General features: G+C 64.7%; 11 protein-coding genes. 8 read left to right on the top strand and 3 right to left on the bottom strand.

Translation table 11 applies throughout. The annotated features are described in order from the left end of the window. Positions 1-1,302, top strand: a complete 1,302-nt coding sequence (locus GGR00_RS21340; protein WP_184700997.1) for a TRAP transporter large permease — start codon at positions 1-3, stop codon at positions 1,300-1,302. 38 nt (positions 1,303-1,340) lie between these two features. Here GGR00_RS21340 and GGR00_RS21335 read toward each other — a convergent pair whose 3' ends face one another. Continuing rightward, a complete protein-coding gene (locus GGR00_RS21335) occupies positions 1,341-1,829 on the bottom strand; it encodes an Lrp/AsnC family transcriptional regulator (protein ID WP_184700995.1) in 489 nt (162 codons plus the stop codon). Positions 1,830-1,974: 145 nt separating this feature from the next. Between GGR00_RS21335 and mdeB the strand changes: the two genes are divergently transcribed. From mdeB to GGR00_RS21310, 5 genes are all read left to right on the top strand, one after another. Then, positions 1,975-4,668 (top strand): alpha-ketoglutarate dehydrogenase, encoded by a 2,694-nt coding sequence (mdeB, locus tag GGR00_RS21330; protein WP_184700993.1) that lies wholly within the window; start codon positions 1,975-1,977, stop codon positions 4,666-4,668. A gap of 33 nt (positions 4,669-4,701) precedes the next feature. Next, positions 4,702-6,015, top strand: coding sequence for a dihydrolipoyllysine-residue acetyltransferase (aceF, locus tag GGR00_RS21325; RefSeq protein WP_184700991.1), 1,314 nt, complete (start codon positions 4,702-4,704; stop codon positions 6,013-6,015). A gap of 7 nt (positions 6,016-6,022) precedes the next feature. Continuing rightward, on the top strand, positions 6,023-7,768 hold the full coding sequence (lpdA, locus tag GGR00_RS21320; protein WP_184700989.1) for a dihydrolipoyl dehydrogenase: 1,746 nt from the start codon (positions 6,023-6,025) through the stop codon (positions 7,766-7,768). A 357-nt stretch (positions 7,769-8,125) separates the two neighbouring features. Next, a complete protein-coding gene (locus GGR00_RS21315; protein WP_210315102.1) occupies positions 8,126-8,992 on the top strand; it encodes a DMT family transporter in 867 nt (288 codons plus the stop codon). Between the two features lie 78 nt (positions 8,993-9,070). Further along, positions 9,071-9,640, top strand: a complete 570-nt coding sequence (locus GGR00_RS21310) for a DoxX family protein (protein ID WP_184700985.1) — start codon at positions 9,071-9,073, stop codon at positions 9,638-9,640. A gap of 80 nt (positions 9,641-9,720) precedes the next feature. Here the strand turns inward: GGR00_RS21310 and dgoD are convergent, their stop codons facing one another. Beyond that, positions 9,721-10,869, bottom strand: coding sequence for a galactonate dehydratase (gene dgoD / locus GGR00_RS21305; protein ID WP_184700983.1), 1,149 nt, complete (start codon positions 10,867-10,869; stop codon positions 9,721-9,723). 33 nt (positions 10,870-10,902) lie between these two features. After that, positions 10,903-11,652 carry a FadR/GntR family transcriptional regulator gene (locus GGR00_RS21300; protein WP_184700981.1) on the bottom strand — a complete coding sequence of 250 codons (750 nt, stop codon included), beginning with the start codon at positions 11,650-11,652 and terminating at the stop codon, positions 10,903-10,905. Positions 11,653-11,849: 197 nt separating this feature from the next. Between GGR00_RS21300 and GGR00_RS21295 the strand changes: the two genes are divergently transcribed. Both GGR00_RS21295 and araG read left to right on the top strand, forming a co-directional pair. After that, positions 11,850-12,842, top strand: a complete 993-nt coding sequence (locus tag GGR00_RS21295; protein ID WP_184700979.1) for an arabinose ABC transporter substrate-binding protein — start codon at positions 11,850-11,852, stop codon at positions 12,840-12,842. Between the two features lie 64 nt (positions 12,843-12,906). Continuing rightward, positions 12,907-14,418 carry an L-arabinose ABC transporter ATP-binding protein AraG gene (gene araG, locus GGR00_RS21290; RefSeq protein WP_184700977.1) on the top strand — a complete coding sequence of 504 codons (1,512 nt, stop codon included), beginning with the start codon at positions 12,907-12,909 and terminating at the stop codon, positions 14,416-14,418. Positions 14,419-14,426 lie beyond the last annotated feature (8 nt).

Below are 14,426 nucleotides of genomic sequence, written 5' to 3'. Positions count from 1 at the left end.
ATGCTCTGGTATCTCTCGGGCACGCTGCTCATCGGGTTGATCATCGTGTCGATGGCCTCGACGCTGCCTGTCGCCTTTGCCTTCCTGCTCGCCAACATGATCGGCGTCCTGGTCTTCATCGGCGGCCAGGCGGGGCTGGAGCAACTCGTCGCCAACGCGACGACCTCGATCACCTCATTCACGCTGGTGACGATCCCCCTGTTCATCCTGATGGGCGAGCTGTTCTTCCACACCGGTGTTTCGAACCGCATCTTCGACGTTCTCGACAAGCTGTTCGGGCGCCTGCCGGGGCGGCTTTCCTACATGACCGTGTCGGGCGGCACGCTGTTTGCGGCGCTGTCTGGGTCGAGCATGGCCAATACGGCGCTGCTCGGCGCATCGCTGCTGCCGGAGATGACACGGCGCGGCTACAAGGACCATCTCTCGATGGGCCCGATCGTCGCTTGCGGCGGCCTGGCGATCATCATTCCGCCGTCGGGTCTGGCGGTCCTGCTCGGCAGCCTTGCCCATCTCGACATCGGCGCGCTGCTGCTTGCCGGCCTGGTGCCCGGCCTGCTGCTGGCGCTGCTCTATGCGGCGGTGATCTTCATCTCGGTGCGGATCGATCCGAACGCCGCGCCGCGCTATGACGTCGAACCGGCGAGTTGGGGCGAGATCACACGACTGGTCGCCGTCAACCTGTTGCCGATGGCGTTCGTCATCTTCCTCGTCGTCGGGCTGATCGTGCTTGGCCTCGCGACCCCGACGGAGTCTGCGGCATTCGGCGTGCTCGGCGTGGTCATCGTCGCTGCCTGCTTCCGCAGCCTCAGCGTCATAGCGTTCAAGAAGGCGATCGTCGGTTCAGCCAAGGTCAGCGGCATGGTGTTCCTGATCATCATGGGCTCGTCGACCTTCAGTCAGTTGCTTGCCTTTTCCGGCGCCTCGCCGGGGCTCATTTCCTGGGCCACATCGCTCGATGTCGCGCCGGTGGTGCTGCTTGCGGCGATGTTCGGCGTGCTGCTGTTCCTGGGGCTGTTCATGGAAGCGGCGTCGATCATGATGCTGACCGTGCCGATCTTCTTTCCGCTCGCGCTCGGCCTCGGCTATGACCCGATCTGGTTTGGCATCATCATGCTGATCTCGCTGGAAATCGGGCTCGCCACGCCGCCATTCGGCATGGGGCTGTTCGTCCTGCTCGGCGTCGCTCCCAAGGGCACGACGCTGGGACAGGTCAGCCTGGCCGTGCTGCCCTACCTCGCCTGCACCGTGTTCCTGGTCCTGCTGCTGGTGGCTTTCCCGCAGCTGACCGCGACCTTCAGATGATGGCAGCGATGCTCGACATAGACGCCGGCCCGCACGCGCTATCGGCGCGCCTGCGGGCTGGCGAGGTCCTCGAGCGGCAGGGCGGTCTTGTACTTGACCTGCTTGAGGGCAAAGCTCGAGCGTATGTTGGAGACGCCGCGGGTCTTGGACAGGCGGTCGACGATGAAGTGCTGGAGCGCGACGGTGTCGCGCACCACTACGCGCAGCAGGTAGTCGGAATCGCCGGTCATCAGGTAGCATTCCATGACTTCGGGAAAACGCCCCATCGCCGCCTCGAAAACCTCGAGCAGCGTCTCGGTCTGCTTTTCCAGCGTGACCTGGATGAAGACGCTGACATTGGCGCCCAGCATCACCGGATCGAGCAGGGCAACACGGCGCGTGATGACGCCCGCCTCTTCGAGAGTGCGTACGCGGGCAAGGCACGGCGAAGCCGACAGGCCGACGCGCGCAGCAAGCTCGACATTGGTCAGGCTGGCGTCTTCCTGGATCTCCGCCAGGATGCGCATGTCTATCGCGTCAAGATTCATCTGCGGTATATCCTGCTTCAATTCAAATCTATCGCGGCCATATCTGCTGCATTCTCTGAAATTTGCAACACCTTCGGCAGGAAATGCCGGAGCCTTGCCGCTATTGTCGCGCGCAAGTGGAAACCTAAGGAACTGGAGCGCCATCATGCTCACTAAGACCCCGTCCGCCCCTTTCGGTGAGGCCAGCACCGGACACGACGGCGACCCGCAGGAGACGGCCGACTGGCTGGCCTCGCTGGAGTCGGTGTTCTTCAATTCGGGCGGTACGCGGGCCGAATTCATCCTCGGCGAGCTCGATCGCAAGGCCAAGGAGCTCGGCATCGTTCATGAGGCACTGCCGTTTTCGCCCTACCGCAATAGCATTTCGCTAGAGAAGCAGCCGCCGTTCCCCGGCGACCTCGCCATGGAGGAGCGCATCACTGCGATCATCCGCTGGAACGCGCTGGCGATGGTGGTGAAGGCCAACAAGGCCTATGGCGAGCTCGGCGGCCATATCGGCAGCTATGCTTCGGCGGCGGAGATCTTCGAGGTCGGCTTCAACCACTTCTTCCGTGCCGACACCGGCGAGGGCGACGGCGACGTGGTCTTTTTCCAGCCGCATTCGGCACCCGGCGTCTATGCCCGTGCCTATCTCGAAGGGCGGCTTTCGGAAGAGCATCTCCAGCACTACCGCCAGGAGATCGGCGGCACCGGCCTGTGCTCCTATCCGCATCCCTGGCTGATGCCCGACTTCTGGCAGGTGCCGACGGGGTCGATGGGCATCGGCCCGATCACTGCTGTCTACCAGGCCCGCTTCATGCGCTACCTGAACGACCGGGGCCTCGCCAACACCGAAGGCCGCCATGTCTGGGGCGTGTTCGGCGACGGCGAGATGGACGAGCCGGAATCGGTCGCCGGCCTGTCGATTGCAGCGCGTGAAAAGCTCGACAACCTGACCTTCATCATCAACTGCAACCTGCAGCGCCTCGACGGTCCTGTGCGCGGCAACGGCCAGATCATCCAGGAACTGGAGAGCACCTTCCGCGGTGCCGGCTGGAACGTCATCAAGGTGCTGTGGGGCTCGGAGTGGGATGCGCTGTTTGCGCGCGACACCCAGCACGCGCTGCTCCGTCGTTTTGCCGCCACCGTCGACGGCAAGTACCAGACGCTGGGCGCCAAGGACGGCGCCTACAACCTGGCGCACTTCTTCGAGGAGGATCCCGAAGTCAAGGCGCTGGTCGCCCACATGTCTGACAACGACATCGACGCCCTGAAGCGCGGTGGCCACGATTTCCGCAAGCTGTTCGCAGCTTTCGAGGCGGCCAGGGCGACCAAGGGGCGTCCGACCGTCATCCTGGCCAAGACCAAGAAGGGTTTCGGCATGGGCGCTGCCGGCGAGTCGCGCATGACCGTGCACCAGTCCAAGAAGCTCGACGTCGACGCCCTGCTGACCTTCCGCGACCGCTTCTCGCTGCCGATCAGCAACGAGCAGGCCGAGCAGGTCGCGTTCTATAAGCCAGCTGAGGACAGCGCCGAGCTCAACTATCTCCGCTCGCGCCGCGAGGCGCTCGGCGGCTACCTGCCGGCGCGCCGCCGCACGGCGGATCCGGTGGCGATACCGTCGCTCCAGAGCTACGCCGACTTCGCCCTCAATGCCGAAGGCAAGGAGATGTCGACGACCATGGCTGCGGTCCGACTGCTCGGCAACATGATCAAGGACAAGGAGATCGGGCCGCGCATCGTGCCGATCGTCGCCGACGAGGCGCGTACCTTCGGCATGGCCAACCTGTTCCGCCAGGTCGGTATCTATTCGCCGGTCGGCCAGCTCTACGAGCCAGAGGATGCCGGCTCGATGCTCTACTACAAGGAAACCAAGAACGGGCAGCTGCTCGAGGAAGGCATCACCGAAGCAGGTGCGATCTCGTCCTGGGTGGCCGCCGCGACGTCCTACAGCGTGCACAACCTCGCCATGCTGCCGGTCTACATCTACTACTCGATGTTCGGCTTCCAGCGCGTCGGCGACCTGATCTGGGCTGCCGCCGACCAGCGCTCGCGCGGTTTCCTCATCGGGGCGACCGCAGGCCGGACGACGCTGGCGGGCGAGGGCCTGCAGCATCAGGACGGTTCGAGCCTGCTGGTGGCCTCGACCGTTCCGAACTGCCGCGCCTACGATCCGACCTTCGCCTATGAGCTGGCGGTCATTCTCGACCACGGCGCCCGCGCCATGATGGAGCAGGGCAAGGACGAGTTCTACTACATCACCGCGATGAACGAGAACTACGCCCAGCCGTCGATGCCGGCTGGCGTGGAAGCCGACATCATCAAGGGGCTGTACAAGATCGCCGGCCACAAGCCCAAGAAGAGTGCCGGCCTTGTCCGCCTGCTCGGTTCCGGCACCATCCTGCCGCAAGTGATCGAGGCGGCGCAGATGCTCGCCAATGATTGGGGCGTCGCCTCCGAGGTGTGGAGCGCCACCAGCTTCTCCGAGCTGTCGCGCGATGCCCGCGAGGCGGAGCGTCACAACCGCTACAACCCGCTCGGCGAGCCGGTGGTCAGCCATCTCGCCCACTGCCTGCCCGGCAAGGCGCCGATCGTCGCCGCCACCGACTATGTCCGCGCCTATCCGCAGCTGATTGCGTCCTATGTCGAGGCGCCGTTCACCGCGCTCGGCACCGACGGCTTCGGCCGCAGCGACACGCGCTCGGCGCTGCGCGATTTCTTCGAGGTCGACCACCGCCACATCGCCGTGGCAGCCCTGGCTTCACTCGCCGCCGAAGGGTCGGTGACGCGCCAGACGGTTGCCGACGCCATCGCCCGCTACGGCCTCGACGTCGCGGCCGATGCGCCCTGGCTGCGCTGATCCGGGTCGAGTTCCAGTTCTGAAAGAGTTGATATGAGCCAGCAAATGGAAGTCAGGTTGCCGGACATCGGCGACTACAAGAATGTCCCTGTCGTCGAGTTCCTGGTGAAGCCGGGAGACGTCGTGGCGGTGGAAGACCCACTGATGACGGTGGAATCCGACAAGGCGACGATGGAGATCCCGGCACCTTTCGCCGGAACCGTCAGGGAGTTTGCGGTGTCGATCGGCACCCGCGTGTCGCAGGGCGCGCTGTTGCTGACGATCGATGCAACGGCGCCGGCAACGGCGCCTGCAGCACTGGCGCCGGAAACCAGTAAGCCCGAAGCGGCTCCGGCAGCTCCGCCCGTCAAGGCCGAGCCTCCGGCTCAGGTGCAGGCGTCACCAGCGCCAGCACCAGCGCCGGCGCCCGTGAGCAGTGGGCCGGCGGTGGCCATGGAGACCTCGGCAGGCGCCCATGCGACGCCGTCGGTGCGCGCCTTTGCGCGTGAGCTCGGCGTCGACCTTGGCACGGTGAAACCGTCCGGCGCCAAGGGCAGGATCCTGCGCGAAGACGTTACGGCGCACATCAAGGAACGCCTGGCGGGCGGATCCTCGGTGCAGGTGTCGGGCTCCGGCATCGGTGCCGGCCTGCCGGCCTGGCCTGCGGTCGACTATGAGAAGTTCGGCCCCGTCGAACGCCAGCCGCTGTCGCGCATCCAGAAGATCTCGGGCGGCAATCTCACCCGCAACTGGCTCACCATTCCGCATGTCACCAACTTCGACAAGGCCGACGTGACCGGGCTCGAGGAGTTCCGCAAGGAACTCAATGCGGCAAACAAGGACGCCAAGGTGACCATGGTCGCCTTCCTGATCAAGGCGTCGGCGCTGGCGCTCAAGGCCTATCCGCGTTTCAACGCCTCGCTCGACGGCGAGGAGCTGGTGCTCAAGAACTACGTCCATGTCGGCTTTGCCGCCGACACGCCGAAGGGGCTGATGGTGCCGGTGATCCGCGATTGCGACCGCAAGGGCGTGCTCGAGATCGCCACCGAGATGCGGGCGCTGGCCGACAAGGCGCGCGGGGGCGGTCTGTCGGCCGCCGACATGCAGGGCGGCTGTTTCTCGGTGTCGTCGCTCGGCGGCATAGGTGGGGCAGGTTTCACGCCGATCATCAATGCGCCCGAAGTTGCGATCCTCGGTGCCGGCCGTTCGGCGATGGAAGCCATATGGGACGGCAAGGCCTTCCAGCCGAAGCTGATCATGCCGGTCTCGTTGTCGTGGGATCACCGCGTCATCGACGGTGTCGCCGCGGCCAGGTTCCTTGGCCACATCGCTGCCCTCCTGGGCGACTTCCGCCGCGCGATCGTTTGAGGCCGAGATGAGCATCACCGAAATCAGGGTGCCCGAAATGGGCGACTTCAAGGATGTCGCCGTCATCGAGGTGCACATCAAGCCGGGCGACGACGTCGCCGTCGAGCAGACGCTGATCGTGCTCGAATCCGACAAGGCTTCGATCGACGTGCCGGCGCCCTTTGCGGGACGCATCGCTTCGGTCGAGCTTGCCGTCGGCCAGCGCGTTTCCAAGGGCGCGTTGATCGCTACTGTGGAAGCGGCAGCTGCCCCAGGCGAAACCAGGCCGGCGGCGAAACCGGAAGTACCGGCCACCGACGCCACGCCGACCCCGGCAGCCACGCCGTCGCCGGCCCCGGGTGCGGCGCCCGACTGCGACGTGCTGGTGATCGGCGGCGGACCGGGCGGCTATTCCGCCGCCTTCCGCGCTGCTGACCTCGGCCAGCGCGTGATCCTGGTCGAGCGCGAGCCGACGCTGGGTGGCGTCTGCCTCAATGTGGGCTGCATCCCCTCCAAGGCGCTGCTCCACGTCGCGGCGATCAAGGAGGAGGCCGAGCGCCTCGCCGACCATGGCGTTGCCTTCGACACGCCGACCCTCGATCTGGACAAGCTGCGCAACTTCAAGGCCGGTGTCGTCTCAAAACTGACCGACGGGCTGAAGGGCATGGCGCGGTTGCGCAAGGTCGAGGTGGTCAGGGGTACGGCGACATTTGCCGACGCCAACGCTGTCGACGTTGCCCTGTCCGACGGCGCGAGCCGCAGGATCGTCTTCGCCAAGGCGATCGTCGCCGCCGGCTCTGTGCCCGTCCGGCTGCCGTTCCTGCCGGACGATCCGCGCATCGTCGATTCCACCGGCGCGCTCGAACTGCCCTTCATCCCTGAACGCATGCTGGTCATCGGCGGTGGCATCATCGGGCTCGAAATGGCCACCGTCTACAGCGCGCTCGGCGCGCGCGTCGACGTGGTCGAGCAACTTGACAGGCTGCTGCCCGACGTCGACCGCGACGTGGTTGAGATCTGGCGCAAGCGAAACGCCCACCGCTTCGATGCCATGCTTCTCGGCGCGCGCGTCGAAAGCGTCGTCGCGGAGACGGACGGGCTCGCGGTGACGACGAGCGGCGAGGGCGCTGGCGTCAGGCGCTACGACCTGATCCTGCAGGCGGCGGGCCGGCGACCGGCAGCCGAGGCGCTGCAACTCGCTGCGGCCGGCGTCACGCTCGATGCCAGGGGCTTCATCGAGGTCGACGCGCAGATGCGCACGCGCAACCAGAACGTCTTCGCCGTTGGCGACGTCACCGGAAATCCGATGCTGGCGCACAAGGCCGTGCACCAGGGCCATGTTGCCGCCGAGGCGGCGACAGGGCTCAAGAGCTTCATGGACGCCAAGATCGTGCCGTCGGTCGCTTATACCGATCCCGAGATCGCCTGGGTCGGCGTGACCGAGGACGCGGCCAAGGCTGCGGGGCGCGCCATCGAAGTTGGCAAGTTCCCGTGGGCGGCGTCCGGTCGGGCCATCGCCAACGGCGCCGACTACGGCCTGACCAAGCTGGTGTTCGACAAGGAGACGCACCGCATCATCGGCGGGGCCATCGTCGGACCTTCTGCCGGCGACATGGTCGGCGAGATCTGCCTGGCCATCGAGATGGGGGCGGATGCTGTCGACATCGGCAAGACCATTCATCCCCACCCGACTCTCGGCGAGACCATCGGCATGGCCGCCGAGGTCGCAGAAGGCGTCTGCACCGACCTGCCGCCAATGCGAAAGCGTGGCTGATGCAGCGGGCTTGAGCTGACTGCGAAGAGTGGTCCCGGAACGAAAAGAGCGGCGCGTCGGCGCCGTTCTTTGTCGAAGCCAGGCCTCGTTGGCCACCGGCATTTTCCGTGCAGATATTGCCACCGTCGTGATGGTGGAGCGCGCCTTCGGGCCCTGACCATCATGCCGCGCCGCGCTTCCGAAAGAGGTGCACCGCTTCACGCTTGGGCATTGTCCTGTTTTCAGGACGGTGCAGCCCAATTTCGATGGCTACCACCTCCTTTGTCCCGGACATACCTTCTTCCATCGAGGCGAATGCCTTGGGCGCGAGCAACGAATCGATAGGAAGCTGACATGAATCCGAGACTTTTTGCCGCCATGGCGGCCATGCTCTGGGGCTTTACCTACATCATCACCACGACGATGCTGCCGCAGAACCCCATGTTCATCGGCGCAGTCAGGGCGCTTGGCGGCGGGCTTCCGCTGCTGCTGTTCGTGCGCGAATTGCCACCCCGAGGATGGTGGTGGCGGCTCGTCATTCTCGGAACGTTGAACAGCGGGCTGTTCTTCGGGCTGCTCTTCGTTGCCGCCATCCGTTTGCCGGGTGGTGTCGCCGCGACGTTCCAGGCGCTGGGGCCGCTGTTCATGATCCTGCTGGCTTGGCCCTTGCTCGGGGCCATCCCCTCCGCACGGAAAGTCGGTGCCGTCGCCGTTGGCGTTTTTGGTGTTGCGCTGATCGTTCTCAAAGGAAATGCCGGCATCGACCTGCTTGGTGTGTTGGCAGCACTGGGTGCGGCCCTGTCGGTCGCACTGGGTGGCCTGCTGGTGCACAAATGGGGGCGTCCGAAGTCTCTGCTGGCCTTCACCGGTTGGCAATTGGTGGTGGCGGGTGTCGAATTGTCGGTCGTTGCCGCGCTGCTGGGCGACGTTCCCGCCACATTGACTGGCACCAACGTGCTGGGCCTCGCCATCCTGGCGATCCTGATCACCGCCGTCGCATTCATATTCTGGTTCAAGGCCATCGAAGGGGCCGGCGCAGCCGCGATCGCACCGTTTTTCCTGCTGACGCCGCTCACCGCGTTCTCGCTGGATGCAGTGTTCCGGGGAATGGTGCCGTCAATGATTCAGAGCGTCGGCGTGCTGCTCGTCGTGGCGAGTCTGCTCTATGGCCAGCATGTCGACCGGCGCGCCTTTCGTATCGCCCATCACCACGCTGGAAAGGGCAAGAAGACTGACGGCGATTAACGCGCACTGACACGCCTGGAGCGTCGCACGTGATCTGCAATCAGAGATTTTGAACCAAGGATTTCGGGAGTGACCATCATGCAAGACCAATCCGCCACCAAGCTGGTGCTGCCCGGCATGGGCAGGTTCTATGGCCATGTCGCCCAACCGTTCGCCTTCCTGGGGTTGCGCCTGGTAGTGGGGGCCATGCTCGTGATCGAAGGCTGGCCAAAGATCCAGTCGCCTTTCGCCATGGCTGGTTTCACCGAGGCCATCGGCTTTTATCCCGGATGGTTCTGGTCAGCCGTGCTGGCTGCGTTGCAGTTTGTTGGCGGGCTGATGATCCTGGCCGGCTTCCTGACCCGCCCCGTCGCGCTGGCCAATGCGCTCATGCTGGCTGTCACCTTCTGGTTCCACTGGAGCAATCCCTATGGCGCCATGGCCTTGACGCAGGAGGGCATTGTGGCCGCCCAGGCTGCCGGCCAGGCGCTCTTCACCGCCGACGGCATCCGCAACCTGGCTGCTGACGGCGGCGCGATGTTCCTGCATCAGGTGCAGTTCAAGGCGGAGGGGTTGTCGGCCTTGTGGACGGTCGCTGCGCTGTTCCTGGCCGCCTTCGGCGCCGGTCCGCTATCGGTCGACCGCACCTTGCTGAAGCGTGAATTCTGACGAACAGCCGTTACCGGCTCGCCGGAAAAGCACCGTCTGCCGTCGTATGGTTGTGATGTGGGGCGAATGCGTGCCGTCCGTCACCACTCGGCGAAGGAGCCGTCGGCGTGGCGCCAGACCGGGTTGCGCCAGCGGTGTCCTTCCTTGGCGCGTTCCTTGACGTAGTCCTCGTCGACATCGACGCCGAGGCCGGGGCCATCGGGGATGGTGACGTAGCCGTCCTCGTAGCGAAACACGTCCTTGTTCCTGGCGTAGTCGATCAGGTCGTTGGACTTGTTATAGTGGATGCCGAGGCTCTGCTCCTGGATGAAGGCATTGTAGCTGACCGCGTCGAGCTGCAGGCAAGCAGCCAGCGCGATCGGCCCGAGCGGGCAGTGCGGTGCGACCGCCACGTCATAGGCTTCGGCCATGGCCGCGATCTTGCGGCATTCGGTGATGCCGCCGGCATGGGACAGGTCGGGCTGGATGATGTCGACCACGCCTTCCTGCAGCACGCTCTTGAAGTCCCAGCGACTGTAGAGCCGCTCGCCGAGCGCGATCGGCGCCGACGACAGGGCGGCGATCTCCTTGAGCGCCTCGCGGTTCTCGCTCAGCACCGGCTCTTCGATGAACATCAGCCGGTAGGGTTCGAGCTCCTTGACCAGCACGCGCGCCATCGGCCGATGGACGCGGCCATGGAAATCGACGGCGATGCCGATATGTGGGCCGACGGCCTCGCGCACCATGGCGACGCGCTCGACGGCGGCGTCAATCTTGTCGTGGCTGTCGACGATCTGCAATTCCTCGGTGCCATTCATCTTGAGCGCGGTGAAGCCGCGCGCCACCACGTCCCTGGCGCCGTCGGCGACGTCGGAGGGCCGGTCGCCGCCGATCCAGGAATAGACTTTGATGCGGTCGCGGCATTTTCCGCCCAGCAGCTCGTGCACCGGCACGCCCAGTGCCCGGCCCTTGATGTCCCACAGCGCCTGGTCGATGCCGGCGATGGCGCTCATCAGGATCGGGCCGCCGCGGTAGAAGCCGCCGCGATACATGACGTTCCAGTGGTCCTCGATGAGCCTGGGATCCTTGCCGATCAGATAGTCGGACAGTTCGTGCACTGCCGCCTCCACAGTGTGGGCGCGGCCTTCGATGACCGGCTCGCCCCAGCCGCTGACGCCTTCGTCGGTCTCGATCTTCAGGAACATCCAGCGGGGCGGAACGATGTAGGTCTTGAACGCGGTGATCTTCATGGCTCGACGCTTCTTTCCAATGCTCGCGCGGTGTCAGCTCGGGTTCTTCTGGGCCTTGGCCCGCGCAAGGTCGCGCGCCGCGAGGTCCAGGATTTCGTTGGCGGCCTTGCGCGCTGCCGGGCCGTCGCGCATGCGCAGTGCCTCGACGACGCCATAGTGCACCTTGACGGCTTCATCGCGCCGGTCGACGGAGTTCGCTGTCGCCTCGAGGGCGAAGTTCAGCGCGGTTTCGATCAGACCGCCGATCTGCCGGAAGATCGGATTGTGGCAAGCGCCATAGAGGACCTGGTGGAAAGCGGCGTCCGAACGGGCAAAACTTGCAACGTCGCTGCCGGCCGCCTCCATGCCTTTCCAGGCCACTTCCAGGTCGGCGATTTCATGCAGGGAAGCGCGCTGCGCCGCGAGCTCGGCGACCAGCGGCTCGATGGCGCGCCGCGTCTCGAGGATGGAATCGAACAGCTTCGGATCGAGGGTATTCGGCCGGTGCCATTCCAGGACCTGGGGGTCAATGATGTTCCAGTTTTCCCTCTCGCATACGACGGTGCCGATCCGCGAGCGGCTGAGCACCAGTCCTTTGGCAGCCAGTATCTTCAAGGCTTCGCGGATGACGGTACGGCTGACGCCGTGTTCGACGCCAAGGTCGTTTTCGCTCGGCAGGTTTGCGCCGGAGGGATAACGGCCGGACAGGATGTCGGCGGCTATTGCCCGCACCACGTCCGGCATCACACGCGGACGGCGCGCTTTCGACGCGGTGCCCATCGTACCAGCCCTGGCGCTGTCCATGCATTCCTCCCTGATGGTCAGTTCGTTGTTCTTATGTGTGCCCCACAGGCCGGACAATCCTCCGTCACCGCACGCAACACATCTCCTCCGAAAAGAAACTAGCTCATTCATCATACCAAGGCAATTGACTGGTATGATGAATAACGCTAGCTTTTGTCATCCGGGCTGCCTGCCCGGCGCGTTTTTGGGAGGAAACCATGCGATTTGTGAAGAAGGCGCTCGTTGCGGGCGCCCTTGCCGTCCTGTCCGTCACCACCATTGCTTCTGCCTATGCGCAGGAAACCAAGATCGGCTTCATCGTGAAGCAGCCCGAGGAGCCGTGGTTCCAGGACGAGTGGAAGTTTGCCGACCAGGCCGCCAAGGAAAAAGGCTTCACGCTGGTGAAGATCGGCGCCGAGGACGGCGAAAAGCTGATGTCGGCCATCGACAATCTCGGCGCGCAAGGCGCCCAGGGTTTCATTGTCTGCACGCCTGACGTGAAGCTCGGACCTGGCATCGTCGCCAAGGCTGCCGCCAACAACCTCAAGCTGATGACCGTGGATGACCGACTGGTCAGTGCCGACGGCAAGCCGATCGAAGAAGTGCCGCATATGGGCATTTCGGCAACCAAGATCGGCGAGGCGGTCGGCCAGGCCATCGTGGACGAGATGAAGGCGCGCGGCTGGAAGGCCGAGGAAGTTGGTGCCATCCGCGTCTCCTATGACCAGCTGCCGACGGCCGTCGACCGTGTCGAGGGTGCAATTTCGGTGCTGAAGGCGAATGGCTTCAAGGCCGAGAACATCTTCGACGCCCCGCAGGCCAAGACTGACACGGAAGCCGCGCTCAATGCCGCGACCGTCGTCCTCAACAAGAACGCAGGCGTCAAGAAGTGGGTCGCCTTCGGTCTCAACGACGAAGCGGTCCTGGGTGCCGTGCGCGCGTCCGAAAGCGTGGGAATCCCGGCAGACGGCGTGATCGGCGTCGGCATCGGCGGTGCGGACTCGGCCATCAACGAGTTCAAGAAGCCGGCAGCCACCGGGTTCATCGGATCGGTGATCATTTCGCCGAAGCGGCACGGCTACGAGACGGCGCTCAACATGTATGACTGGGTCGCCAACAACAAGGAGCCGGAAAAGCTGATCCTGACCGCTGGTGCCCTTGCCAAGCGTGACGACTTCGAGAAGGTCCGTGCGGAACTCGGCATCGAGTAATCGCACCATTGAACGGTGTCCGGCGGCGGGGTTCACTGTTGCCGGACATTTTGGAGGACCGTCGATGTCGTTTCTCGAATTTTCGCATATCTCGAAATCCTATCCCGGCGTGCAGGCCTTGTCGGACGTGTCGTTCGATGTCGCAAAGGGCGCCGTGCATGGCCTGATGGGTGAGAACGGGGCCGGCAAGTCGACCCTGATCCGCATCCTGTCGGGCGACCAGCACTCCGACACCGGCGAGATCAAGATCGACGGCCAGGTCCAGAAATATTCTTCGACGCGCGATGCGTTTCATGCCGGCGTCATCGTCATCCACCAGGAACTGCAACTGGTGCCGGAACTGACGGTCGCCGAGAATTTGCGGCTTGGCCGCTTTCCCGCAAACGCCGGTGTCATCCAGGCGAGGCAGATGTTCACCGAGGTCGGCGAGAAGCTGAAATCGGCCGGCATTGACATCGATCCGCGCCGCAAGGTCAAGACGCTTTCGATCGGCGAACGCCAGATGGTCGAGATCGCCAAGGCGATCATGCTCGACGCCAGGGTGATCGCGCTCGACGAGCCGACCTCGTCGCTGTCGTCGCGCGAAAGCGAAATCCTGTTTGCGTTGATCGAGCGCCTGCGCGCCGAGGGCAAGGTCATCCTCTACATTTCGCACCGGCTCGACGAGGTGTTTCGCCTTTGCGACAGCCTGACGGTGTTGCGCGACGGCAAGCTTGCCGCCCATCACCCGAGCCTCAAGGACGTCACGCGCGAACAGGTCGTGGCCGAGATGGTCGGCCGCGAGATATCCAATGTCTGGGGCTGGCGGCCGCGCGAACTGGGCAAGGTGCGCCTGAAGGTCGAAGGCATGTCGGGCGAGAAGCTGCCCGTGCCAGCCAGCTTCGAGGCGCGCGCCGGAGAGATCCTCGGTTTCTTCGGCCTCATCGGGGCCGGGCGTTCAGAGCTGATGCGTCTCGTCTATGGCGCCGATGGGCGTCGTGGCGGCTCGATGGCGATCGATGGCCAGCATGTGGAGATTGCCGATCCGCGCCAGGCGATCCGCGCCGGGATCGTACTCTGCTCGGAAGACCGCAAGCACGACGGTATCGTCCAGGGCCGTTCGCTGGAGGAGAACATAAATATCTCCTCGCGGCGCCACCATGCGAGGTTCGGCATCCTCGACCTGCGCAAGGAAGTCGAGATCGCCGAAACCTTCATCAAGAAGCTCAAGGTGCGGACGCCCTCGCGCAAGCAGGATATCGTCAACCTGTCGGGCGGCAACCAGCAGAAGGTCATTCTCGGCCGCTGGCTGTCCGAGCAGGGCGTGCGCGTCCTGATCATCGACGAGCCGACCCGCGGCATCGACGTCGGTGCCAAGTCCGAGATCTACGAGATCCTCTACCAGCTTGCGGAAGACGGCATGGCGATCGTCGTCGTCTCGAGCGAGCTTCCCGAGGTGATGGGGATCTGCGACCGCATCCTGGTGATGTGCGGCGGCCGCATCTCTGCGCATATCGACCGCGAGCAGTTCAGCGAGCGGGCCATCCTGGCCGCGGCCCTGCCCGACAAGAAAACGCCAGACGCAATCGCATCCTAGAGGGACCG

The organism is Aminobacter aganoensis, assembly GCF_014206975.1.
GTDB lineage: Bacteria > Pseudomonadota > Alphaproteobacteria > Rhizobiales > Rhizobiaceae > Aminobacter > Aminobacter aganoensis.
This window is presented reverse-complemented; position numbering and strand designations above follow the sequence as displayed.